A 21,911-nucleotide genomic window follows, 5' to 3' on the forward strand; every position below is an offset into this window, starting at 1 on the left:
GCGGCCGGGGCTAGCGGATCCGCTCGCCCTCCGCCAGAGCGACCGCTTCCGCCGATCCCTCGCCGGCTTCGGCCTGTGCGATCAGTTCGGCGGCGTCGGGGCCGGCTGCCGCGCGACGCATCCGCCGGATGCCCGACGGGAGCGCGACCGAGATGACGGCCGCGAGGGCGAGGACGCCCGCTCCGACCCAGACGGCGGGGATGGCCGCGTCCACGTAGCCGGTGGGGGTGAGCGTTCCGCCCGCTCCCGTGAACACCGCGGTGAGCACCGCGACGCCGAGTGCGACGCCGATCTCGCGCAGCGTCGAGTTGGTGCCCGATGCCTTGGCGTGGTCCTCCGGCTTCATGTTCACGAGCACGGCGGTCGAGCTCGGAGCGAACACCAGCCCCATGCCGATGCCCGCCAGCAGGAACGGGGGCCACATCGCCGAGTAGGGGAGCGTGGCCGACAGCGTGGCGGCGATCCATCCCATGGCGACGGCGAGCATGCTGAGCCCGACGAGGATCGGGAGCCGGGTGCCGGTGCGCGGGGAGACGAGTCCCGTGAGCGGGGCGATGACCATCGGCGCCAAGGTCCACGGCATCGTCATCACGCCCGCTTCGAGCGGAGTGTGGCCCTGCACGACCTGCAGGAACTGGATCAGGATGAAGATCGCCCCGAAGATCCCGAAGCTGAAGGTCATGCCGACGAGGTTGGCGACGGTGAAGCTGCGGTCGCGGAACAGCCGGAGCGGAAGCAGCGGTGTCGGTGTGCGCTGCTCCCAGACGATGAAGGCCCCGAGCAGCACGGCGCCGGCGACCAGCGAGCCGACCACCTCGAAGCTGTCCCATCCGGCGGGATTGCCGCGCACGATCCCGAAGACGACGCCGAGCACGCCGAGACCGACCAGCACCAGGCCGACGACGTCGGCACGGACCCGCTTGCCGAAGCTGTTCGGGAGGGCCGCGAGCACCAGCGGGACGGCGATGACGCCGAGCGGCACGTTGAGCCAGAAGATGGCCTGCCAGTTCCAGCCCTCGACGACCGCGCCGCCGATCAGCGGGCCGGTCGCGACGCCGAGGCCGGAGATGCCGCCCCAGATGCCGATGGCGGCCGGGCGCAGGCGTTCGCTGACGCTGCCGGCGAGCAGTGTGAGGGAGAGCGGCATCAACGCGGCGGCGCCGACGCCCTGCACGGCGCGGGCCAGGATGAGAATCCAGGGTTCGGTCGCAAGGGCGCTCGCCGCGGAGGCGAGGGTGAAGATGACGATGCCGGCGAGGAAGACCGAGCGCCGGCCGAAGCGGTCGCCGAGGGCGACGGCCATGAGCATGAACGTTGCGAAGCTCAGCGTGTAGGCGTTGACCACCCACTGCAGTTCTTCGATGGAGGCGCCGAGGTCGCGGGAGATCACCGGGAGGGCGCTGGTGACGACGAGGTTGTCGAGGGTCGCCATGAACATCGGGAGGGATGCGGCGATGATCGCGAGCCAGACGGGCACGCGCCGGGTGCTGGAGGACATGGAAGCCGTTTCTGTCGTGGATTCGGAGAGGATCGGGTCACAGATTGGTAATTGAATGATTACTACGAGGGCGACATTAGTAATCAACTGATAACCTGTCAAGCGTGACCGAGAAAATCAGCGACCGCATCCCGTCGGGAGAGCGGCGCGAACAGATCCTCGCGGCAGCGAGCCTGGTGTTCGGGGAGCGCGGCTACTTCGGCGCCACGACCGACCAGATCGCGAAGGCGGCGGGGATCAGCCAGCCCTACGTCGTGCGCATGTTCGGGAGCAAGGAGAACCTCTTCGTCGAGGTCCTCGCACGCGCCCTCGACAAGCTGCTGGTCACCTTCAACGCCACGATCGACGGCTGGAAGGCCGACGGCTCCCCGGCGGACCAGATCGGCCGGCTGCTCGGAACCGCCTACGTCAACCTGATCGAGGACCGCGGCATCCTGCTGTCGCTGATGCAGGCGTTCAGCATGGGGCACGACCCGGTCATCGGGGCGCAGGCCCGGAAGGGCTTCATCGCGATCTACACGCTGCTGCGCGACGATGCGCGCTTCGAACCGGAGCGCGTGCGCACCTTCCTGGCCGAGGGCATGCTGCTGAACACGCTGCTGGGGCTGCGGCTGCCGGAGGAGTACGGCCTGGACGAGGCGGCGACCGAACTGCTCGAGTGCACCTTCCAGACCAAGCTCCAGATGGTGCTCGACGTCGTCGGCGAGAAGAGCGCATGACGGGCAGCGGCATCCTCCTGGTCGACAAGCAGGGCGGCTGGACGAGCCACGACGTTGTCGCGCGCACGCGCCGCCTCGCGGGCACCCGCAAGGTCGGGCACGCCGGCACGCTCGACCCGATGGCGACGGGGCTGCTCATCCTCGGCCTCAACTCGTCGACCCGGCTGCTGACCTACATCGTCGGCACCGACAAGGAGTACCGGGCGACCATCCGGCTCGGCGCGACCACGACGACCGATGATGCCGAGGGCGACATCCTGGTGCAGGCACCGACGGCTGCGGTCGTCGCGATCAGCGACGACGCGGTGGCCGACGGCATCGCAGCGCTCACGGGCGAGATCGAGCAGATCCCGAGCGCGGTCAGCGCCATCAAGGTCGACGGCAAGCGCGCATACGCTCGGGTCCGCGCCGGCGAGGAGGTCGTGCTCGCCGCGCGGCCGGTGACGATCTCGGAGTTCGAGCTGCTCGGCACGACGCGGCTCGACGGCGCCGTCGACCTCGACGTGCGGGTCGTGTGCTCGTCGGGGACGTACATCCGGTCGCTCGCGCGCGACCTGGGGGCCGGGCTCGGCGTCGGGGGACACCTCACCGCTCTGCGCCGCACGCGCGTCGGTCCGTTCTCGGTCGAGGACGCGCGCCCGATCGACGACATCGACCCCGCCGACCGGCTGATTCCGGCGGCGGAGGCGGCGAGCATCCTGTTCGAGCGGTTCGAACTGAGCGACCAGCAGGCGATCGACCTCATGCACGGCAAGCGCATCCACGTTCCCGACAGGGAGAATGGAGGCGGCGTGCCCGTCGCGGCCGTCTCGCCGACCGGGCATCTGGTCGGCCTCATCGAATTCCGTGGAAAGGAAGCCAGGAGTCTCGTGAACTTCCCGACAGACGAGATCGCGACCGCATGATCGAGTGGTTCACGACGGTCCAGGTGACCGTCGCCTGCCTTGCGGGCGTGCTCTGCATCGTGCTCGGACTCGCCAAGCGGGTGCCCGGCGACGTCAGCATGGGCGCGGTCGCCCTGGTCGAACTGCTCCTGGTGGTGCAGCTCGTGATCGCGATCATCGCGCCGCTGGTGGGGAACGGCCCCTCCGGCAGCCTCGCCGAGTTCTACATCTACCTGATCTCCGCCCTGATCCTGCCGCTCGCCGGCGGGTTCTGGGCCCTGATCGAGCGCAACCGCTGGAGCACGGTCATCCTGGGCGCCGTCTGCCTCGCCATCGCCGTGATGGTCTACCGGATGGGGCAGATCTGGTTCGTGCAGGGCGTCTGAGCGCGCGCGAATAGAATCGAAGGTGATGTCACACCACACCATGTCCGCGCGCGAGCGAGGCACCACCGACAGTCGGAGACGCGTCACCGGTATCGGGCGGCTGCTGGTCTTCGTCTACGGCGTCCTGGCGCTTGCCGCGACCGGACGCAGCGTCTTCCAGATCATCGACCGGTTCGACGAGGCGCCCATCGCCTTCACCCTCTCGGCGGTCGCCGCCGTCGTCTACATCGTGGCGACCATCGCCCTCGTGGCGCCGGGGCGCGCCTGGTACCGCGTGGCGTGGATCACGATCTCGTTCGAGCTCGTCGGCGTGCTGGTGATCGGCTCCCTGAGCCTCTTCGCTCCCGCCGTGCTCGGACTGCACGACGTCGACCCGTTCGGCCGTGACGCGACCGTGTGGTCGGTCTACGGCATGGGCTACCTGTTCATTCCGCTCGCCCTCCCGATCCTCGGGCTCCTCTACCTGCGGGTGCTCCGGCCGCGGAGCGCCGCCGAGACCGTGGCGGATGGAGATCGAGCGTGAGGGTCTTCCGCGGGCTCGCCGAGGTCCCCGACGGCTTCGGGCCGAGCGCTGTCACGATCGGCAAGTTCGACGGCGTGCACTCCGGGCACCGTGCCGTGATCCAGCGGCTCTGCGAGGTGGCGGCCGAGGGCGGGCTGGTCTCCACGGTGATCACGTTCGACCGCAATCCGCTCGAGGTGCTCGCGCCCGAGAAATGCCCGCCGTCGCTGGTGAGCATCGAGCAGAAGCTCGATCTGCTGGCCGGGACCGGTGTCGACGCCACGCTGATGATCGCGTTCGATCGCGAGCTCGCCGACCTCGCGCCGCGTGACTTCGTGCGCCAGATCCTGGTCGATCGGCTGCATGCGTCCGCTGTGCTGGTCGGCAGCGACTTCCGGTTCGGGCACCGTGGCGCCGGTGATGTGGCGATGCTGCGCGAGCTGGGTGGCGAGTACGGCTTCGTCGTGCACCTGATCGACGACGTGCGGCCGGAGCATGGTCGGCGCGTGTCGTCCACCTGGATCAGGGAGCTGCTGGCGCAGGGGGACGTCGCGCACGCCGCGACCCTGCTCGGCCACGTTCCGACCCTCCGCGGGGTCGTCGTGCACGGCGCCAAGCGCGGCCGCGAGCTCGGGTTCCCGACGGCGAATCTGTCGCCGGATTCCGAGGGGCTCATCCCGTCCGACGGCGTGTACGCCGGCTGGCTCACCGACGGGGGCGAGCGCTATCCGGCCGCTATCTCGGTGGGCAACAACCCGACGTTCGAGGGTGTGCCGCAGAAGCAGGTGGAGGCGTACGTGCTCGACCGCGACCTCGACCTCTACGACCATCACGTCGAGATCGCGTTCGTCGAACGGATCAGGGGCATGGTGGCGTACGCCGGCATCGACCCGCTGATCGCGCAGATCGGCGACGACGTGGCGCAGGCCCGCCGCATCCTCGCTGTCGAGCCTGCCTGATGACCGACGCCCCCAGCCGCCCGCTCTGGCGCGGCCGCACGATCGCGCTGCTCGGAATCCTGCTGGTCGCCTCCAACCTCCGCACCGCGGTGGCCGCGCTGTCGCCGATCTTCGCCGAGATCCGTCTCGAGTTCGATGTGTCCAGCGTCGGGGTCGGACTGCTCGGGATGCTCCCGCCGGTCTGCTTCGCGCTGTTCGGACTGATCGCTCCCGCGTTCACCCGCAAGGCGAGCCTCGAGTCGGTGCTGGTGATCGCGCTCGGCGTGATGCTCGCCGGTCATCTGGTGCGTGCGACGGCCGGATCGTTCGCGGCGCTCGCGATCGGCTCGGCGATCACCTTCGCCGCCATGGGCGTCGGGAACGTCCTGCTGCCGCCGTTGGTCAAGAGGTACTTCCCCGACCGCATCGGCCTGGTCACGTCGCTCTACGCCACGGTCATGTCGGTCAGCACGCTGCTGCCCCCGCTGCTCGCGGTGCCGGTCGCCGACGCGACGAGCTGGCACGTCTCGGTCGGGATGTGGGCTGCCGTCACTGTGCTGGCGATCCTGCCGTGGCTGGCCATCCTCATCCGGCACAAACCGGCGCACCCCGATCATGACGTCGAGGTCGACGAGGCGCGGCCGCAAGCGCTGCGGCGGGTCTGGCACGCGCCGATCGCCTGGGCGCTGGCCGTGGTCTTCGCGGCGTCGTCGCTGAACGCGTACGCCATGTTCGCCTGGCTGCCCGAGATCCTGACCGACATCGCCGGATCGACGCCGGTGCAGGCCGGCGCGCTGCTTTCGCTGTACGCCGGCATGGGCATCCCGGCCGGGTTGCTCGTGCCGCTGCTCGCCGCGCGCATGAAGAACGTCGCCCTGCTCATCTACGCGGGCGTCGCAAGCTTCGTGATCGGCTACCTCGGGCTCATCCTCGTGCCGGGCACGGCCACCTGGCTGTGGGTCGCCTTCGCCGGTCTCGGCCCGCTGCTGTTCCCGCTCTGCCTGGTGCTGATCAATGTCCGCACCCGCACGCACGAGGGCTCGGTCGCCCTGAGCGGGTTCACTCAGGGCGTCGGTTACACGCTCGGGGCCCTCGGGCCGCTCGTCGTCGGCCTGCTGCACCAGGCGACCGGCGGCTGGACGATCGCCCTGATCGTGCTCACCGCGACCGCCCTGGCGGCTGCGGCCGCCGGCACGATCGTCGCGCGCCCGCGCTTCCTCGAGGACACCACCCACCCCTGACCGCCCGCATGCGATCGAGTCCGAAGTTGCTGCGACGACACGCCGCGGTTCAGCGCAACAGGTTCGGACTCGATTGCGGGGTGCGGGGTGCGGGGTGCGGAGTGCGGGGCGCTGGTGCGGGGCGCGGAGCGCTAGGGGAGCAGGTGCGCGCGGTGCACGAGGGCGGCCGCTCCGATGAGCGGGCCCTCGGACGAGAGGGCGCTCGGCACGATGCGCACCTTGCGCACGTACGGGAAGTAGTGCGCCGCGATGACCGCGCGCATGTGGTCGAAGAGGTCCGGCGTCGCGTGCGAGAAGCCGCCGCCGATCGCCACCAGCTCGAGGTCGAGCAGCGCGGTCGCCGACGCGATCGCCCGGCCGACGGCCTCGCCGGTGCGGCCGATCGCCGCGCGCGCGACCGGGTCGCCGGCAGCGTAGGCCGCCGCGAGGTCCTCGCCGGTCGTGCCCGTGAAGCCCTGGCGACGCGCCCACGACACGGTGTGCGGTCCCGATGCCATCGCCTCGAGCGCGCTGGGGTTGCCGAACGTGTCGTCCCCGATGATGTCGCCCACCTCGACGTGGCCGATGTGGCCGGCGTTGCCCGTCGGCCCGGTGATCACACGGCCGCCGACGATGAGGCCGCCGCCGATCCCGGTCGAGATGACCATGCCCATCACGTTGTCGACGCCCTGGGCGGCTCCCACCCAGTGCTCCGCCATGGTGATCGCCACGCCGTCCATCTCGAGCGTCACGGGGATGTCGAGTCCGGCATCCGCGATCACGCCCGCGATGAAGTCGCGCAGCGGGTAGTCGCGCCAGTGGGGCACGTTCAGGGGTGACACCAGGCCGAGGATGCGGTCGATCGGTCCCGCGCAGCCGATGCCGACACCGACCAGCTCCGCGCCGGCGGGAAGTGCCGCGATGGTGTCGCGCACGACTCCGCCCACCGAGGCCTCGAGGTCGGGGATCGTCGCAGTGCGTCCTGTCGGACGCCGGTGGCGCGAGCCTTCGATCAGGCGTCCGTCGGTATCGACGAGCGCGGCTTCGACCTTGGTTCCGCCGAAATCGACGGCGACTACGAGGGGAGTTGGCACGCTCAATACCCTAAAGGAAAGCCGGCCTGCTCATATGAGCAACAGGTGCGCGCGCGTTGCTCAGGCGCGCGAGCCTTCCTAAGCTGGAAGCGTGGCCCTGAATGACAACGACGAGATCCTCGCCGTCAAAGCCGCGGAGCTCTACTACGAGGCCGGCAAGACGCAAGACGAGATCGGTCTCGCACTCAGCGTGAGCAGATGGAAGGTCGGGCGGCTCCTCGTCGCCGCACGTGAGCATGGCTTCGTGCGCATCGAGATCGTGCACCCGAGTGCCCGCCGGTTCTCGCTCGAGCGCGAGCTGTGCGGCTTCTACGACCTCACCGACGCGGTGGTGGTGCCGTCGATCGACTCCGATTCCGATGTGCAGGCCCGGGTCGCTCAGGCGGCCGCCGACTACCTCACCACGCTCCGTCCCGTACCGCGGACGCTCGGCGTCAGCTGGGGCCGCACCCTGCACGCCGTCGCCGCGCGCCTGCGCCCCGGGTGGGCGGTCGGCGTCAACCCCGTGCAGATCAACGGCAGTGTCTCGAGCACACGTCAGGCCACCGCCGCCGCCGACACCGCCGTGGTGATCGCGCGCAAGGCGCAGGGCACCGCGACCCTGCTGCCCAGCCCGGCGATCTTCGAGCAGGCCGCCACCCGGCGCGCCATCGAGGCCGACCGCTCGGTGCAGAGCGTGCTCGAACTCGCCCGCAACGCGTCCGCGTACCTCTTCAGCGCCGGCGTCGTCGACACGAGCTCCGTGCACGTCGACAGCGGCTACCTCACCCCGGATGACGTGCGCTCGCTCGCCGAGAAGGGCGCGGTCGGCGACGTGGTCGGCCGCTTCATCACCGAAGACGGCCAGGTCGCCGACGAGGAGCTGAACAACCGCACGCTCGGCATCTCCCTCGATGAGCTCCGCGCGGCGCGCACGAGCATCGCCGTCATCGCCGGCCAGACCAAGCACCGTGTCGCGCACGCCGTGGTGTCAAGCGGCCTGTGCACCGCTCTCATCACCGACGAGGCGACCGCAAACCATCTTCTCGGGCGCACCGAGCAGCAGACCACGGAGCTGCCGGACCTCGAGCAGCTCAGCCGACAGAACGAAGGAGTGTCGTGACCATCGAAACGACGACCCCGCCCGTGCGAACCCTCGCACCGGCGGCCAGGGCAGTGGATGTGCTGGGGGGCGACCTCACGGAAGCCAGCCTGCGCCGCTACCTCAACGGCATCCCCGGAGTCGACGCCGTCGGCCTGGAGCAGCGCGCGGCCGGGCTCGGCACGCGCTCGATCAAGACGACCAGCAAGGCCTGGGCGCTCGACACGATCATCAGCCTGATCGACCTGACCACCCTCGAGGGTGCGGACACCCCCGGCAAGGTGCGTTCGCTCGTGGCCAAGGCCCTCACCCCGGATGCCGGCGACCCGTCGACCCCGCGGCCGGCGGCGGTGTGCGTCTACGGCGACATGGTGCCGTACGCGGTCGAGGCCCTCGGCGCCGCCCACGCGGCGAAGACCCCGGGCGGCATCGCCGTCGCGGCCGTCGCGACCGCGTTCCCGAGCGGGCGGGCCTCGCTGGCCGTCAAGCTGGCCGACACGGCGGACGCGGTCGCGGCCGGCGCCGACGAGATCGACATGGTGATCGACCGCGGCGCGTTCCTCTCCGGCCGGTACGGACTCGTCTTCGACGAGATCGTCGCGGTCAAGGAGGCGTGCCGCCGTGCCGACGGCTCCTACGCGCACCTCAAGGTGATCCTTGAGACCGGGGAGCTGAACACGTACGACAACGTGCGCCGGGCATCCTGGCTCTCGATCCTCGCGGGCGGCGACTTCATCAAGACGTCGACAGGCAAGGTCTCGCCGGCTGCGACGCTCCCGGTGACGCTGAGCATGCTCGAGGTCGTGCGCGACTGGCACGCCCTCACCGGCGAGTACATCGGCGTCAAGCCGGCCGGCGGCATCCGCTCGTCGAAAGACGCCATCAAGTACCTCGTGACCGTCGCCGAGGTGGCGGGCGAGCACTGGCTGCAGCCGCACCTCTTCCGGTTCGGCGCCTCGAGCCTGCTGAACGATGTGCTGCTGCAGCGCCAGAAGCTGGCGACCGGGCACTACTCCGGCGCAGACTACGTCACGATCGACTGAACGAAGGCAGAATCATGAGTTTCCTCGAATACGCACCAGCGCCCGAGTCCCGGTCGATCCTGAACCTGCGCGACCAGTACGGCCTCTTCATCGACGGCGAGTTCGTCGACGGCAACGGCACCCCGTTCCAGACCATCTCGCCGGCCAGCGAGGAGCGCATCGCCACGATCGCCACCGCGAACGCCGCCGACATCGACACCGCCGTCGCGGCCGCCCGCCGGTCGTACGACCGCGTCTGGTCGCGGATGAGCGGAAGCGACCGCGGCAAGTACCTGTTCCGCATCGCCCGTCTCGTCCAGGAGCGCGCACGCGAGCTCGCGGTGGCCGAGAGCCTCGACAACGGCAAGCCGATCAAGGAGAGCCGCGACGTCGACGTCCCCCTGGTCGCCGCCTGGTTCTTCTACTACGCCGGATGGGCCGACAAGCTCGACCACGCCGGTATGGGTCCGGCGCCGCGCGCGCTCGGCGTCGCCGCCCAGGTAATCCCGTGGAACTTCCCGCTGCTGATGCTCGCCTGGAAGATCGCCCCCGCGCTCGCGGCCGGCAACACGGTCGTGCTGAAGCCGGCAGAGACCACCCCGCTGACGGCGCTGCTCTTCGCGGAGATCGTGCAGCAGGCCGACCTCCCCGCCGGCGTCGTGAACATCGTCACCGGCGCAGGTGAGACGGGTCGCGACCTGGTGAACCACCCGGATGTCAACAAGGTCGCCTTCACGGGATCGACGGCGGTCGGCCGCGAGATCGCGCGCTCGGTCGCCGGCACCGACAAGAAGCTCACGCTCGAGCTCGGCGGCAAGGCGGCGAACATCGTGTTCGACGACGCGCCGATCGATCAGGCCATCGAGGGCATCGTCAACGGCATCTTCTTCAACCAGGGTCACGTGTGCTGCGCCGGCAGCCGGCTGCTCGTGCAGGAGTCGATCCACGAGGAGGTCGTCGACCGCCTCAAGACGCGGCTCTCGACGCTGCGCCTCGGCGACCCGCTCGACAAGAACACCGACATCGGCGCGATCAACAGCGCCGAGCAGCTGCAGCGCATCCGCGAGCTCTCGGACATCGGCGAGGCCGAGGGCGCCGACCGCTGGAGCCCCGAGTGCGAGATCCCGGAGCGCGGCTTCTGGTTCGCGCCGACCATCTTCGACAACGTGTCGACCAGTGACCGCATCGCCCGCGAGGAGATCTTCGGCCCCGTGCTGTCGGTCCTGACCTTCCGCACCCCGGCCGAGGCCATCGCGAAGGCGAACAACACGCCCTACGGTCTGTCGGCCGGCATCTGGAGCGACAAGGGCAGCCGCATCCTCGCCGTGGCCGACAAGCTGCGGGCCGGCGTCGTGTGGGCCAACACCTTCAACCGCTTCGACCCGGCCAGCCCGTTCGGCGGTTACAAGGAGTCGGGCTACGGCCGCGAAGGCGGCGTGCACGGGCTGGCGGCGTACCTGAAGCCCGGACGCACGGCTCAGGCCTCGCTGGCCGGCGCACCCACCACCACGACCCGCAAGGGAGCAAAGAAATGAGCCGCCTGACCGTGCCGAAGACCTACAAGCTGTACATCGGCGGCAAGTTCCCGCGCAGCGAGTCGGGTCGTACCTACGAGGTCGTGTCGGCGAAGGGCGCCTTCCTCGCCAACGCGGCGAAGGCCTCCCGCAAGGACGCCCGCGACGCGGTCGTCGCCGCACGGTCGGCGCTCAGCGGGTGGGCCGGAGCGACGGCGTACAACCGCGGGCAGGTGCTCTACCGCATCGCGGAGCTGCTCGAGGGCCGCCGTGCGCAGTTCGTCGACGAGATCGTGCAGGCAGAAGGCGTCTCCGTCGCGGCGGCCGGTGCGCAGGTCGACGAGGCGATCGACCGCTGGGTCTGGTACGCCGGCTGGGCCGACAAGTTCGCCCAGGTCGCGGGCAACGCGAACCCGGTGGCCGGACCGTACTTCAACATCTCGGTGCCCGAGCCGACGGGTGTGGTGGCCGTCATCGCTCCCCAGCGCGACAGCCTCCTCGGATTCGTCAGCGCGGTGGCGCCCGCCCTGGTCGCCGGCAACACGGTCGTCGTGGTCGCCAGCGAACGGTTCCCGCTCTCGGCGGTCAGCCTGAGCGAGGTTCTCGCCACCAGCGATGTCCCCGGCGGTGTCGTCAACATCCTCACCGGCTCACCGGCGGAGATCGCGCCGTGGCTCGCCTCGCACGCCGACGTCAATGCGCTCGACCTCGTCGGCGCGGGCGACCTCGAGTGGGTCGATCTGCAGATCGCCGCCGCGGACACGCTCAAGCGCGTGCTTCAGCCCGAGAACGGCCCGGATGCCGCGGCGCCGTCGCTCGACCGGATCGCGTTCTTCACCGAGACCAAGACGGTCTGGCACACCAAGTCGCTGATCTAGCGGGTCGCCGCGTCCATCGCGGCCAGGAACGCGCGGTAGGTGCCGTCGACATCGCCGTCCGCGGCGTCGATGCGCACCGTGCCGGGCCGCTGGTCCACCACCCCGAGCATCCGCTCGTAGTATTCGCGGATGCTCGGGGTGCCGGGCGTGCTCTGCAGCGCGCTCGCATCGCGGTGCCGGTCGTCGGTCGGCGCGGCCGAGCGGCGTTCGAACCGGCGCTCGGCCTCGTCGGGGCCGGTCAGCAGCACGACCTCGACGAACGGGCAGCCCACCTCGAGGCTGAGCGCCTCCAGTCGTTCGATGAAGTCGATTCGGGCGAGAAGCTGGGGGACCACCACGTCGTGCCCGGCGAGCAGGTGCGTGCGCGCCATCCCGATCGCGAGATCGCGGGCGTGCAGCCCGGCCTCGGTGGGGGAGCCGCGCCAGTGCCCGAGCAGTCCGCGCACCACGTCGATGTCGAGCACCAGCGCGAGCGGATGCTCCTCGGCGTACCGTTCGGCGATGGTCGACTTGCCTGCCGACGGAGCGCCGTTGATCAGAGCGAGTGTTGCCATTCCCGCAGTCTAGAAGTGCACGGCAGCTGGGAACGACTGGCGCGTCCCCTTCTCGCGGGGGAGGATGGGGGGACAGACGAATGGAGGTGCGATGTCGGATCATGGACCGACGGCCCTCGTCGGTGACAGTCTCATTCAAGGCGGGGACTGGCAGGCGTGGCTACCGGATGAGACCATCTACAACTTCGGAGTCGGCGGCGACACCACCGATGACGTGATCGCGCGGCTGTGGGATGTGATCAACGCGCGTCCGACGCTCGTGGCGCTGTTGATCGGAACGAACGACCTCGCCTGGCGGCGGTCGGTCGAGCACGTCGTGCGCAACATCGAGACCATCCTGGTGACGCTGCGCCGGGAGCTGCCGGAGGCGCACATCCTGGTGCAGTCGGTACTGCCGCGCGGGCACGAGTTCGCCGACCAGATCCGCGACATCAACCGCCACCTCTGGCAGTTCGCGCCGACCGTGCACGCGCAGTGGCTCGACCTCTGGCCGGCGCTCGCGCTCGACGACGGCGAACTCAACCCGCGCTTCAGCGACGATCGCCTGCACCTCAACGTCGACGGCTACAAGGCGTGGCTCGATGAGCTGATCCCCGGACTGGAACGCGCCAGGGAGCTGCCGCCGAGCAGCCGTGCGATCCAGCTCCCCGACCTCGGGGGCACCTACTAGTCGGAGCGCGACTGCGGAGAGCCCGCGCCTAGCGCTGACGCAGCAGGGCGGCGTAGAAGCCGATCCCGCGCAGCCAGGTGCGCACGTGCATCCGCTCGTTGCGGGCGTGCAGCGTTCCCCGCTCGTCCCCGCTCATCTCGAACGGAGTGAAGCGGTAGACCGCGTCGCAGATCGCGGTGAAGTGCCGGCTGTCGCTGGCGCCGAGCATCACGTACGGCGTGACAACGGCATCCGGATGCGCGGAGCCGATGCCCGCGGCCACCGCCGACCACTCCGGTCCGGTCGTGGGTGACACCGGCGACGGTTCGCTCGGGTCGATCGCCTCGATCGACACCAGGGGATCGCGCACGGCGCGGCGGATGTGGCGGATCGTCTCGGCCACGGAGGAGCCGACCGCGATGCGCACGTTGACGATCGCCTCCGCGCGCTCGGGGAGCGCGTTCGCCGCGAGGCTGCCGCTGAGCTGGGTCACGGCGGTGGTCGTGCGCACGATCGCACGCGTCTCGTCGCTGACCCGGCCCAGCACCGCGACGAGTGCCGGCTTCAGCCGGCGGGCGCGGGTGAACACCGCGCGCAGCGGGCCGGTCGCGTGCGCGCCGAGCGTTTCGACCATCTGCAGGTTGGTCTCGCTGAGACGGGCGGGGAACGGCCGGGCGTTGAGCCGGGTGATCGCGCGGGCGAGCCGCACGGTGGCCGTGAGCTTCGGCGGCGTCGAGGCGTGGCCGCCGTTCTGCTCGACGCTCATCCGGATGCTCGTGATGCCCTTCTCGCTGACACCGACGACGGCGATCGGCTTCGCGACACCGGGGAAGATGCCCTCGACCACCGCGCCGCCCTCGTCGACGACCAGGGCGGGTCGCACGCCGCGCTCGCGCAGCGCGGCGACGATGGCCCGCGCGCCGGAGCCGACCGTCTCCTCGTCGTGGCCGAAGCTCAGGTACACGTCGTGCTCCGGAGTGAATCCCTCGGCGACCAGGCCGTCGACCGCCTCCAGCACGGCCGCGAGGGCTCCCTTGTCGTCGAGCGTGCCGCGTCCCCAGAGAACCCGGCCGTCGACGCCGTCGTGGAGGTCACCGGTGAGATCGGCCGCGAACGGGGGATGCTCCCAGCCGTCATCGGTCGCGGGGACGACGTCGTAGTGCGCCATGAGCACCGTCGGTGCGCCCGGGGAGCGGCCGGCCCAGCGGTAGAGCATCGAACGGCCGTGCAGCTCGCGCTCGAGCGTGGCGTGCAACGCGGGGTAGAGCTCGGGCAGGAGCGCGATGAAGCGGTCGAAGCTCTCCCAGTCGGTGGAGTCGACATCGTTGCGCGACATGGTCGGCACGCGCAGCAGCGAGCGGAAGCGTTCGAGGGCCGCGTCGTCGTCGATCGCGGCGGAGGAGGGAGGGATCGGCACCCGGCTATTCTCCGGCAGCCGAACGGAACGCCGCGTACGCCTCGTCGGAGAACAGGACGAATCGCACGGTCTCGACGGGACCGATCGATGCCGCGAGTACGGCGCGCACGGTGCTGACCGCCACGCGAGCGGCGTCGTCCATCGGCCACCCGTAGACGCCGGCGGAGATCGCGGGGAACGCCACGGTCGTGACGCCGAGCTCGCGGGCGACCCGCAGCGACGAGCGGTAGGCGTTCTGGAGCAGCTCGGTGCGGTCCTCGGTCGACGACCAGACAGGGCCGACGGTGTGGATGACCCACTCGGCCGGCAGGTCGCCCGCGGTGGTCGCGACGGCCTGTCCCGTCGGCAGACCGTCGGGAAGCGTCGTCGCACGCAACTCGCGGCAGGCGTCGAGGATCGCGGGTCCGCTGCGGCGGTGGATGGCGCCGTCGACGCCGCCACCGCCCAGCAGGGAGCTGTTGGCCGCGTTGACGATCGCGTCGACGTGCTGCTCGGTGATGTCGCCGCGGACGATCTCGATGGGGTCGCTCATCATCAGCCCCGGTTGTTCGAGAGCTCGTACACCTTGAGCAGTTCGAGGATCGCGTCGTCGCGCTGGCTGCCGCCCTCCTCGAACATCTCCGACACGTGCGTCTTGAGGTGGTTCTCGACGAGCAGCTTGTTGAGCGAGCCGAGCGACTTCTGGATGGCGAGGGACTGCGTGATGATGTCGACGCAGTAGTCCTCGTTCTCGATCATCTTCTCGAGGCCTCTCAGCTGGCCTTCGAGGATGCGCGTGCGGTGCATGGCGCGTTTCTTGATGTCTGCGATCACCCCTCCAGGATAACCCGCCGATCCCGTATACCCCTATGGGGTACGTGATACGGTGGCGACATGGAAACCAGCTACGACATCCAGGGCATGACCTGCGCTCACTGCGCACGTTCCGTCAGCGAGGAGCTCTCCGCGATCGACGGCGTCACCTCGGTGGCGGTCGACGTCGCTGCCGGCACCGCGACCGTGGCCAGCGCGTCCATCCTCGACGAGAACGCCGTGCGTGCGGCGATCGAGGAGGCGGGCTACGTGCTCGCCCGTCCCGGACTGCTCCCTCTCCTGTGACCGTCGCGGAGCTCGACCTCGCGATCGAGGGGATGACGTGTGCGAGCTGCGTCGCCAGGGTCGAGAAGAAGCTGGGCCGACTCGACGGCGTCACCGCGAGCGTCAACCTCGCGATGGAGCGGGCACGGGTCTCGTATCCGGCCGACCTCGACCCTGCTGCCCTGATCGCCGCGGTCGAGACGGCGGGCTACGGCGCCACGCTGATCGAGCCGGACGCGCCGGCGCCGGCCGTCCCACGCGGCGGCGGGTTGCGCATCCGGCTGCTGGTGAGCGCCGCCCTGACCGTGCCCATCGTGCTGCTTGCGATGGTGCCCGCCTGGCAGTTCTGGGGCTGGCAGTGGGTGTCGCTCGTGCTGGCGACCCCCGTCGTGCTCTGGGGCGGCTGGCCGTTCCACCGCTCGACGCTGGTGAATCTGCGGCACGGCGCCGCGACGATGGACACCCTCGTCACCCTGGGCACTGCGGCCGCCTCCCTCTGGTCCGTCGGTGCGCTGGTGTTCGGGACGGCCGGCGAGCTCGGGATGCGGCACGCATTCACCCTGGTCGCCGAGCCGGGCGCGGCATCCGGCGCCGTCTATTTCGAGGTGGCTGCCGGGGTGACGACGTTCCTCCTGCTGGGACGGTTCATCGAGGAGCGGTCGAAGCGCCGGGCGGGCGCCGCCCTGCGCGATCTCCTCGAGGCCGGGGCGAAGCACGTGACGAGGCTCGAACCCGATGGAGCCGAGACCCTGGTGCCGATCGAGGCGCTGGCGGTCGGGGACCTGTTCGTGGTGCGACCGGGGGAGAAGATCGCGACGGACGGAACCGTGGTCGACGGGACGGCGGCCGTCGACGCGAGCGCGATGACGGGAGAGTCGGTGCCGGTCGAGGTGGCGCAGGGTGACGCGGTGGCCGGCGGGACGATCGCGCTCGGCGGCTCCCTCGTCGTGCGCGCAACCCGGGTCGGCCGCGACACGCAGCTGGCCAGGATGGGCGCCATCGTCGAGCAGGCCCAGCTCGGCAAGGCGGGCATCCAGCGGCTCGCCGACCGCATCTCGAGCATCTTCGTGCCGATCGTCATCGGACTCGCAGTTGCGACGTTCGCGATCTGGATGCTCGCGGGCGGCGGCGCCTCGGCGGCGCTGAGCGCGTCGATCGCGGTGCTCATCGTCGCCTGCCCGTGCGCGCTGGGGCTGGCGACCCCGACGGCGCTGCTCGTCGGCACGGGACGCGCGTCGCAGCTCGGCATCCTGATCACGGGCCCCGAGGTGCTGGAGCGGGTCGGACGCATCGATACGGTCGTCTTCGACAAGACGGGCACGCTCACGACGGGCCGGATGAGCGTGGACTCGGTGGCGACCGCGGCCGATGCCGACGCGGCCGGGGTCGTGCAGCTGGCGGCGGCGGTCGAGCGCGGCTCCGAGCATCCGATCGGCCGGGCCGTCGCCCGTGCGGCGCAGGACGCGCCCGGTGGGCCAGGGAGCGCCCCGGCCGTGACGGACTTCCGGGCCATCGCCGGGTTCGGTGTCACCGGCCTGGTCGACGGGCACGCGGTCGTCGTCGGCCGCCCCGACGACGTGCTCCGGATGCTCGGCACGGCGCTCGACGCGGACCTCGCCACTGCCGTCGAAGGGATCCGTGCCTCCGGTGCGACTGCGGTGCTGGTCGGTGTCGACGGGTGTGTGGTGGCTGCTCTCAGCGTCTCCGACCCGCTGCGGCCGGATGCGGTGCTCGCCGTCTCGCGCATCCGGTCACTCGGCCTCGAGCCGATGGTGCTCAGTGGCGACCATGCTGCCACGGTGCGAGCGGTGGTCGCCCCGCTGGGGATCCGGAACGCGATCGGCGGGGTGACACCGGCCGGCAAGGCGGAGGAGGTCGTGCGGCTTCAGGGAGAGGGTCGGATCGTCGCAATGGTGGGAGACGGCGTGAACGACGCCGCCGCTCTCGCGCAGGCCGATCTCGGGATCGCGATCGGCTCCGGCTCCGACATCGCGATCGAGGCGGGCGATCTCACCCTCCTGCGCTCCGACCCGGTTCTCGTCGCCGACGCGATCCGCCTCTCGCGCGCGACGGTGCGGGTGATCCGCGGCAACCTGTTCTGGGCGTTCGCGTACAACGTGGCCGCACTCCCGATCGCTGCTCTGGGGCTGCTCAACCCGATGATCGCGGGGGCGGCGATGGCGTTCTCCAGCGTCTTCGTCGTGCTCAACAGCCTGCGTCTGCGTCGCGCGGTCTGATCGGGCTCCGAGCGGGCTCCGGCCGCCGCCCGAAGTGGGCTCCGATCGGGCGGCTGCCGGGGCTGGGTGGCCGTCACGGGACGACATATACGCGCGCGGGGATACAGCGCATAGCAGTCCGGGATGCCAGTGGACGCGCGGATTCCCGGCGTGCCGCGCGGATTACCCCACAACGGGGGGTGGGGGAGGACATACCGGTGGGTCTATCCTCCACATAGGGGTTGAGAAATATTCGTTTTACAGGAAAGGCCCGACTTTGCTGAAGAACCTCAGCCCGCTGCTTTCTGGTGCGCTTTTAAGTGCGCTGGATGCCATGCACGATGGCGACATGCTTACCCTTGTCGGCAGCGGCTATCCAGAAGAAGAAATTGTTTCACCCGTCATACATCTCGGAGAGGTGACCACAGAGGCCGCGGCGGACGCGATCCTCAGTGTGCTGCCCCTCGACAACGAGATCCCGGCACCGATCATGTTCCTCGATTGCACCGGGTCCCTCGACGATGTACCGGACGTGGCGTTCGCGGTGAACGGCATTGCATCTGATGCCGAACTTCGTCGCGTCGCGATGACACGTCTCGAGTTCGACGACTTCGTCGCGCTTGCCCGCCATTCCGTTGTGACCGTGCGTGTGGGGTCGGACGCCCCGCCGTGCGCGTTCCTGCTGCGGAAGGGCTTCTGCTGACCATTCCCGAATGCCGCCCCGCCCGACGATCTCTCGTCCGGGCGGGGCGGTACAGCAGAACCGCGCCGGCCTCACGGCTGCGCTGCGCCCGAACGCAGGAGCAGCCAGGAGCCTGACGTAGACTTCGGTGTCGTGTCACGTCCCGCCGCACAGCCGGCCTTCAATCGCACAGCGCTCGCGCCGGGAATCCTCGGCGCCATCGTGCTCGTCGCCGGTCTCGCTCTGATCGGCAGCGACTGGTACCTCTACGTGCGCTACGTCGTCAGCATCCTCGCGCTGATCCTCTGCGTGTTCGCCGGACAGGCCAAGGCGTGGTGGTGGTTCGCCGGCCTCATCCCGATCGCCGTCGTCTGGAATCCGGTGTGGCCGATCGCCATGCCCGACGACCTGCTGCGGGTGCTCCACCTCGCGGGCGCCGTGCTGTTCGTGGCGGTCGCCGTCAACGTCAAGGTGCCGACCGACCAGCGTCGCTAGCGGCGCCCTGTGTTGATCGTGGCCCGCGCGCTCATCCTCGCGTAAACTGGTGGTGCGTCACCTCAGAAGTGGCGCGCACGTCGGCGTTCCGCATCCGGATTCTGTGTCCGGTCGCCGCGTCCGATTTCTCACGCCACACGGCGTCCCGCCCGTCGAGGCGCGCGACGCACCCACTGGAGGACCATGTCTCGTTCCGGTCAGCGCACCGCCTCGTCGCGCCCGCAGCAGCAGCGTCGCGCCCGGCACGCGAACAACGACGGGCTCATCCCCGTGCTCGCGCGCAAGGTGCGCGAGGTGGAGGCCAAGGCCGTCGACGGCAAGAAGCTCGGACCCACCAACCGCACCAAGTTCCAGGTGATCGCCTTCCTGATGCGCGAGGAGCGCGCCCGGGCGAAGACCGACACCGAACTCAGCGATGCGGCGCGCGCGGAGCAGCTCAAACGGCTCGACGGGATCGCGACGATCCTGGCGAAGACGGCCGCCAGAGACACGTCGCTGATCTCCCTGCTCGAGAGCGAGGCGCCGCCCACCGCCACCGCGCAGAAGATGCGCCGCGACTGGCTGCTGGAGTCGGGCACGGAGCTGAGCCCCGACGACCTCATCATCACCACCGAGCGCATCGCGCCGAAGCAGGAGAGCGTCATCCCGCCCGAGCTGGCGGAGAAGCAGGTCATCCCGCAGTCGGTGCGGGCGCGCCAGCTCTCCAACCCGTTCCTCGCGCCGGACTTCTCGCGCGGCGCGGCGACGGCACCGACGCCACGCCGCCGGCTCGACTCCTGGGAACTGCTCGGCCCGCTGTTCAAGTCGTTCGAGTACGGCTCGGGCGGCCAGGCGGCGAGCATGGACCTTCCGCCGGCGCCCGCCATCGACCGCTACTCGCCTCCCGGACTCGAGCTGATGCACCACCAGGCGCGGTTCGTCGAGAGCGTGCGCCTCGGCCACCGGTCGTTCCTGCTCGCCGACGAGCCCGGCCTCGGCAAGACGGCGCAGTCCGTGCTCGCCGCCTCCGTCGCCGGCGCCTACCCGCTGCTGGCCGTCGTGCCGAACGTCGTCAAGATGAACTGGGCGCGTGAGGTGGAGCGCTGGACGCCGCACCGCCGCGCGACCGTCATCCACGGCGACGGGGAGGGCCTGGATGCCTTCGCCGACGTGGTCATCGTCAACTACGAGGTGCTCGATCGCCACCTCGCCTGGCTGAGCACGCTCGGCTTCAAGGGGATGGTCGTCGACGAGGCGCACTTCATCAAGAACCTGCACTCGCAGCGCTCCAAGTACGTTCTCGGACTCGCGGAGGCGATCCGCGCCAACGGCGACCCGCTGATGATGGCGCTCACCGGTACGCCGCTGATCAACGACATCGACGACTTCAAGGCGATCTGGCAGCTGCTCGGCTGGATCGACGGCAACAAACCGACGCCGGCGTTGATGGAGAGGCTCGAGGAGACCGAGCTCACCCCGGCGGACTTCGGCTTCTACGCCGCCGCCCGCGAAGCGGTCATCGACATGGGCATCGTCCGCCGCCGCAAGATCGACGTCGCGGCCGACCTGCCGAGCCGGCGGGTCGTCGACCTGCCCGTGGAGCTCGACGACGACCTCGGCCGCTCCATCCGCCAGGCGGAGAAGGAGTTGGCCGCGCGACTGGTGGCCAAGTACGAGCGTGCGTCCGCCGCCGGCCGCCCGGATTCGTTCGACGGCGACGACGAAGCGCACCGCAGGCACCTCATCCGGCTGGTCGCCCAGTCGGAGCTCGAGGAGTCGAAGTCGGCGAAGTCGGGCGAGAACGTGTTCACCATGGTGCGCAAGATCGGTCAGGCCAAGGCCAACCTCGCCTCGGACTACGCCGCCCAGCTCGCCCGGTCCGTCGGCAAGGTCGTGTTCTTCGCCAAGCACATCGACGTGATGGATGCGGCCGAGGAAGCCTTCGCCGCCCGCGACCTGCGCACGATCTCGATCCGCGGCGACCAGTCGGCGCTGGCGCGTCAGAAAGAGATCGACGCGTTCAACAACGATCCGGATGTCGCAGTGGCCGTGTGCTCGCTCACCGCTGCCGGCGTCGGCCTCAACCTGCAGGCGGCGTCGAACGTCGTGCTCGCCGAGCTGTCGTGGACGGCCGCCGAGCAGACCCAGGCGATCGACCGCGTGCACCGCATCGGCCAGGAGGAGCCCGTCACGGCGTGGCGGATCATCGCGGCGCAGACCATCGACGCCAAGATCGCCGAACTGATCGACTCCAAGGCGGGCCTGGCCTCCCGCGCGCTCGACGGTTCGGATGTCGAGCTCGGGTCGGAGGACTCGGTGCAGCTCGCAGCACTGATCCACGTGCTCGAAGAGGCGCTGGGCTAGCGGGGCGCGTCAGGCGATCTCGGCGTCGTCGGGATCCAGGGGGACCCGGCGCTCGTCGTCCGGCACGACCTCGTCGTCCGATTCGTCGTCGACGATCGGAAGGTCGTCTTCGTCGAAGATGCGCGGCGCCGGTTCGTAGTCGCCGTCCTGCGACTCGATGAATTCGTCAGGCTCGTCGCTGTCACCGTCGCGGCGAGGGTCGCTCTCGCTCATGCAGCCCAGGGTACGCCTGACGGCAGCCACGGTCGAGAGACGGTGGCGAGCCGCTCGGGCATCGGCTGGGCGTCACCCGATGGTGAAGACGAAGTACGGCCCGTTCTCATCGTGCAGGATGCTGGCGGTGCCGGCGAACGCGGCGAAGTCGCCGGTCCCCGTCCCCGGCACGATGTAGCCGAACGCCGAATCGTCGCCGGGGTGCTGGAGCGCGCCGTGATGCACGGTGAACGACCCCCGCCGTCCGTCCGGCAGCTCGCCGGTGATGCGCTCCGCCGCCAGGTACCCGCGGCTCTCCTCCGTGCCCGACGACACGAAGTGCGCCACAGACTCGCCGACCAGTGCATCGGTGTAGGTCTTGCGCATGGTCACCGCACCGGCCCAGTCCCCGTCGATGCCGGGGAGTGCGGCAGGGTCCCATCCGGTCACGTCGAAGCGGGCGTTGATGATCTCGTGCTCGGTCATCTGCCCACCCTAGGAGCGCCGGGAGCGCCCGTCTTGTAATTTCGCGACAGCGGCGATCTGGGCT

The 21,911-nt window shown here is 70.1% G+C and carries 24 protein-coding genes; 16 read left to right on the top strand and 8 right to left on the bottom strand.

Going from position 1 to position 21,911, the window contains the following annotated elements:
* Positions 1-10: 10 nt before the first annotated feature.
* The gene (locus tag AC1DB1_RS15385; RefSeq protein WP_477201425.1) at positions 11-1,498 is read right to left on the bottom strand and encodes an MFS transporter; all 1,488 of its coding nucleotides are present in this window, start codon (positions 1,496-1,498) and stop codon (positions 11-13) included.
* A 104-nt stretch (positions 1,499-1,602) separates the two neighbouring features.
* Between AC1DB1_RS15385 and AC1DB1_RS15390 the strand changes: the two genes are divergently transcribed.
* Genes AC1DB1_RS15390 through AC1DB1_RS15415 form a run of 6 tightly spaced genes read left to right on the top strand, consistent with a single transcriptional unit; the run spans position 1,603 to position 6,168 of the window.
* A complete protein-coding gene (locus tag AC1DB1_RS15390; RefSeq protein WP_477201426.1) occupies positions 1,603-2,217 on the top strand; it encodes a TetR/AcrR family transcriptional regulator in 615 nt (204 codons plus the stop codon).
* Positions 2,214-3,122: a tRNA pseudouridine(55) synthase TruB gene (gene truB / locus AC1DB1_RS15395; protein ID WP_477201427.1), complete on the top strand. Its 909-nt coding sequence runs from the start codon at positions 2,214-2,216 to the stop codon at positions 3,120-3,122. The genes AC1DB1_RS15390 and truB overlap by 4 nt, the downstream gene beginning before the upstream one ends.
* A complete protein-coding gene (locus AC1DB1_RS15400; protein ID WP_477201428.1) occupies positions 3,119-3,487 on the top strand; it encodes a hypothetical protein in 369 nt (122 codons plus the stop codon). Before truB ends, AC1DB1_RS15400 begins: the two co-directional genes overlap by 4 nt.
* A 25-nt stretch (positions 3,488-3,512) precedes the next feature.
* Positions 3,513-4,010: a hypothetical protein gene (locus tag AC1DB1_RS15405; RefSeq protein ID WP_477201429.1), complete on the top strand. Its 498-nt coding sequence runs from the start codon at positions 3,513-3,515 to the stop codon at positions 4,008-4,010.
* Complete coding sequence (locus tag AC1DB1_RS15410; RefSeq protein WP_271178093.1) at positions 4,007-4,948, top strand: bifunctional riboflavin kinase/FAD synthetase; 942 nt, start codon at positions 4,007-4,009, stop codon at positions 4,946-4,948. Before AC1DB1_RS15405 ends, AC1DB1_RS15410 begins: the two co-directional genes overlap by 4 nt.
* Positions 4,948-6,168, top strand: coding sequence for an MFS transporter (locus AC1DB1_RS15415; RefSeq protein ID WP_271178094.1), 1,221 nt, complete (start codon positions 4,948-4,950; stop codon positions 6,166-6,168). Before AC1DB1_RS15410 ends, AC1DB1_RS15415 begins: the two co-directional genes overlap by 1 nt.
* A gap of 131 nt (positions 6,169-6,299) precedes the next feature.
* On the opposite strand, the gene AC1DB1_RS15420 is transcribed toward AC1DB1_RS15415, so the two are convergent.
* A complete protein-coding gene (locus AC1DB1_RS15420) occupies positions 6,300-7,241 on the bottom strand; it encodes an ROK family protein (RefSeq protein WP_477201430.1) in 942 nt (313 codons plus the stop codon).
* Positions 7,242-7,332: 91 nt separating this feature from the next.
* On the opposite strand from AC1DB1_RS15420, the gene AC1DB1_RS15425 reads away from it, so the two are divergent.
* From AC1DB1_RS15425 to AC1DB1_RS15440, 4 genes are read left to right on the top strand one after another with little or no spacing between them, the layout of a single operon-like run.
* A complete protein-coding gene (locus AC1DB1_RS15425; RefSeq protein WP_271178096.1) occupies positions 7,333-8,343 on the top strand; it encodes a sugar-binding transcriptional regulator in 1,011 nt (336 codons plus the stop codon).
* Complete coding sequence (gene deoC, locus AC1DB1_RS15430) at positions 8,340-9,365, top strand: deoxyribose-phosphate aldolase (RefSeq protein WP_271178097.1); 1,026 nt, start codon at positions 8,340-8,342, stop codon at positions 9,363-9,365. Before AC1DB1_RS15425 ends, deoC begins: the two co-directional genes overlap by 4 nt.
* Positions 9,366-9,379: 14 nt before the next feature.
* A complete protein-coding gene (locus AC1DB1_RS15435) occupies positions 9,380-10,879 on the top strand; it encodes an aldehyde dehydrogenase family protein (RefSeq protein ID WP_477201431.1) in 1,500 nt (499 codons plus the stop codon).
* Positions 10,876-11,736, top strand: a complete 861-nt coding sequence (locus AC1DB1_RS15440) for an aldehyde dehydrogenase family protein (RefSeq protein WP_271178099.1) — start codon at positions 10,876-10,878, stop codon at positions 11,734-11,736. The genes AC1DB1_RS15435 and AC1DB1_RS15440 overlap by 4 nt, the downstream gene beginning before the upstream one ends.
* On the opposite strand, the gene AC1DB1_RS15445 is transcribed toward AC1DB1_RS15440, so the two are convergent.
* Positions 11,733-12,290 (bottom strand): P-loop nucleotide/nucleoside kinase family protein, encoded by a 558-nt coding sequence (locus AC1DB1_RS15445; protein ID WP_271178100.1) that lies wholly within the window; start codon positions 12,288-12,290, stop codon positions 11,733-11,735. The two genes, AC1DB1_RS15440 and AC1DB1_RS15445, sit on opposite strands and share 4 nt — an antisense overlap.
* Positions 12,291-12,381: 91 nt before the next feature.
* Between AC1DB1_RS15445 and AC1DB1_RS15450 the strand changes: the two genes are divergently transcribed.
* Entirely contained in the window at positions 12,382-12,960 is a 579-nt protein-coding gene (locus AC1DB1_RS15450) for a GDSL-type esterase/lipase family protein (protein WP_477201432.1), read from the top strand.
* 28 nt (positions 12,961-12,988) lie between these two features.
* Here AC1DB1_RS15450 and AC1DB1_RS15455 read toward each other — a convergent pair whose 3' ends face one another.
* The 3 genes from AC1DB1_RS15455 to AC1DB1_RS15465 are packed head-to-tail and all read right to left on the bottom strand — an operon-like array spanning position 12,989 to position 15,169.
* Positions 12,989-14,356 (bottom strand): M20/M25/M40 family metallo-hydrolase, encoded by a 1,368-nt coding sequence (locus tag AC1DB1_RS15455; RefSeq protein WP_477201433.1) that lies wholly within the window; start codon positions 14,354-14,356, stop codon positions 12,989-12,991.
* Between the two features lie 4 nt (positions 14,357-14,360).
* Entirely contained in the window at positions 14,361-14,888 is a 528-nt protein-coding gene (locus AC1DB1_RS15460; protein WP_477201434.1) for an O-acetyl-ADP-ribose deacetylase, read from the bottom strand.
* A gap of 2 nt (positions 14,889-14,890) precedes the next feature.
* Positions 14,891-15,169, bottom strand: a complete 279-nt coding sequence (locus AC1DB1_RS15465; RefSeq protein WP_271178103.1) for a metal-sensitive transcriptional regulator — start codon at positions 15,167-15,169, stop codon at positions 14,891-14,893.
* Positions 15,170-15,229: 60 nt separating this feature from the next.
* Between AC1DB1_RS15465 and AC1DB1_RS15470 the strand changes: the two genes are divergently transcribed.
* From AC1DB1_RS15470 to AC1DB1_RS15490, 5 genes are all read left to right on the top strand, one after another.
* Positions 15,230-15,454: a heavy-metal-associated domain-containing protein gene (locus tag AC1DB1_RS15470; protein WP_271178104.1), complete on the top strand. Its 225-nt coding sequence runs from the start codon at positions 15,230-15,232 to the stop codon at positions 15,452-15,454.
* Entirely contained in the window at positions 15,451-17,670 is a 2,220-nt protein-coding gene (locus tag AC1DB1_RS15475; RefSeq protein ID WP_477201435.1) for a heavy metal translocating P-type ATPase, read from the top strand. The genes AC1DB1_RS15470 and AC1DB1_RS15475 overlap by 4 nt, the downstream gene beginning before the upstream one ends.
* 256 nt (positions 17,671-17,926) lie before the next feature.
* Positions 17,927-18,352 carry an RbsD/FucU domain-containing protein gene (locus tag AC1DB1_RS15480; protein ID WP_271178106.1) on the top strand — a complete coding sequence of 142 codons (426 nt, stop codon included), beginning with the start codon at positions 17,927-17,929 and terminating at the stop codon, positions 18,350-18,352.
* A gap of 132 nt (positions 18,353-18,484) precedes the next feature.
* Complete coding sequence (locus tag AC1DB1_RS15485) at positions 18,485-18,826, top strand: DUF6804 family protein (RefSeq protein ID WP_477201436.1); 342 nt, start codon at positions 18,485-18,487, stop codon at positions 18,824-18,826.
* 183 nt (positions 18,827-19,009) lie between these two features.
* Positions 19,010-21,169, top strand: coding sequence for a DEAD/DEAH box helicase (locus AC1DB1_RS15490; RefSeq protein WP_477201437.1), 2,160 nt, complete (start codon positions 19,010-19,012; stop codon positions 21,167-21,169).
* A gap of 9 nt (positions 21,170-21,178) precedes the next feature.
* Here the strand turns inward: AC1DB1_RS15490 and AC1DB1_RS15495 are convergent, their stop codons facing one another.
* Together AC1DB1_RS15495 and AC1DB1_RS15500 are read right to left on the bottom strand one after the other, a co-directional pair.
* Entirely contained in the window at positions 21,179-21,382 is a 204-nt protein-coding gene (locus AC1DB1_RS15495) for a hypothetical protein (protein WP_271178109.1), read from the bottom strand.
* A 72-nt stretch (positions 21,383-21,454) separates the two neighbouring features.
* Complete coding sequence (locus tag AC1DB1_RS15500) at positions 21,455-21,847, bottom strand: DUF3224 domain-containing protein (protein ID WP_477201438.1); 393 nt, start codon at positions 21,845-21,847, stop codon at positions 21,455-21,457.
* Positions 21,848-21,911 lie beyond the last annotated feature (64 nt).

It is taken from the genome of Leifsonia sp. 10N434, assembly GCF_056394405.1.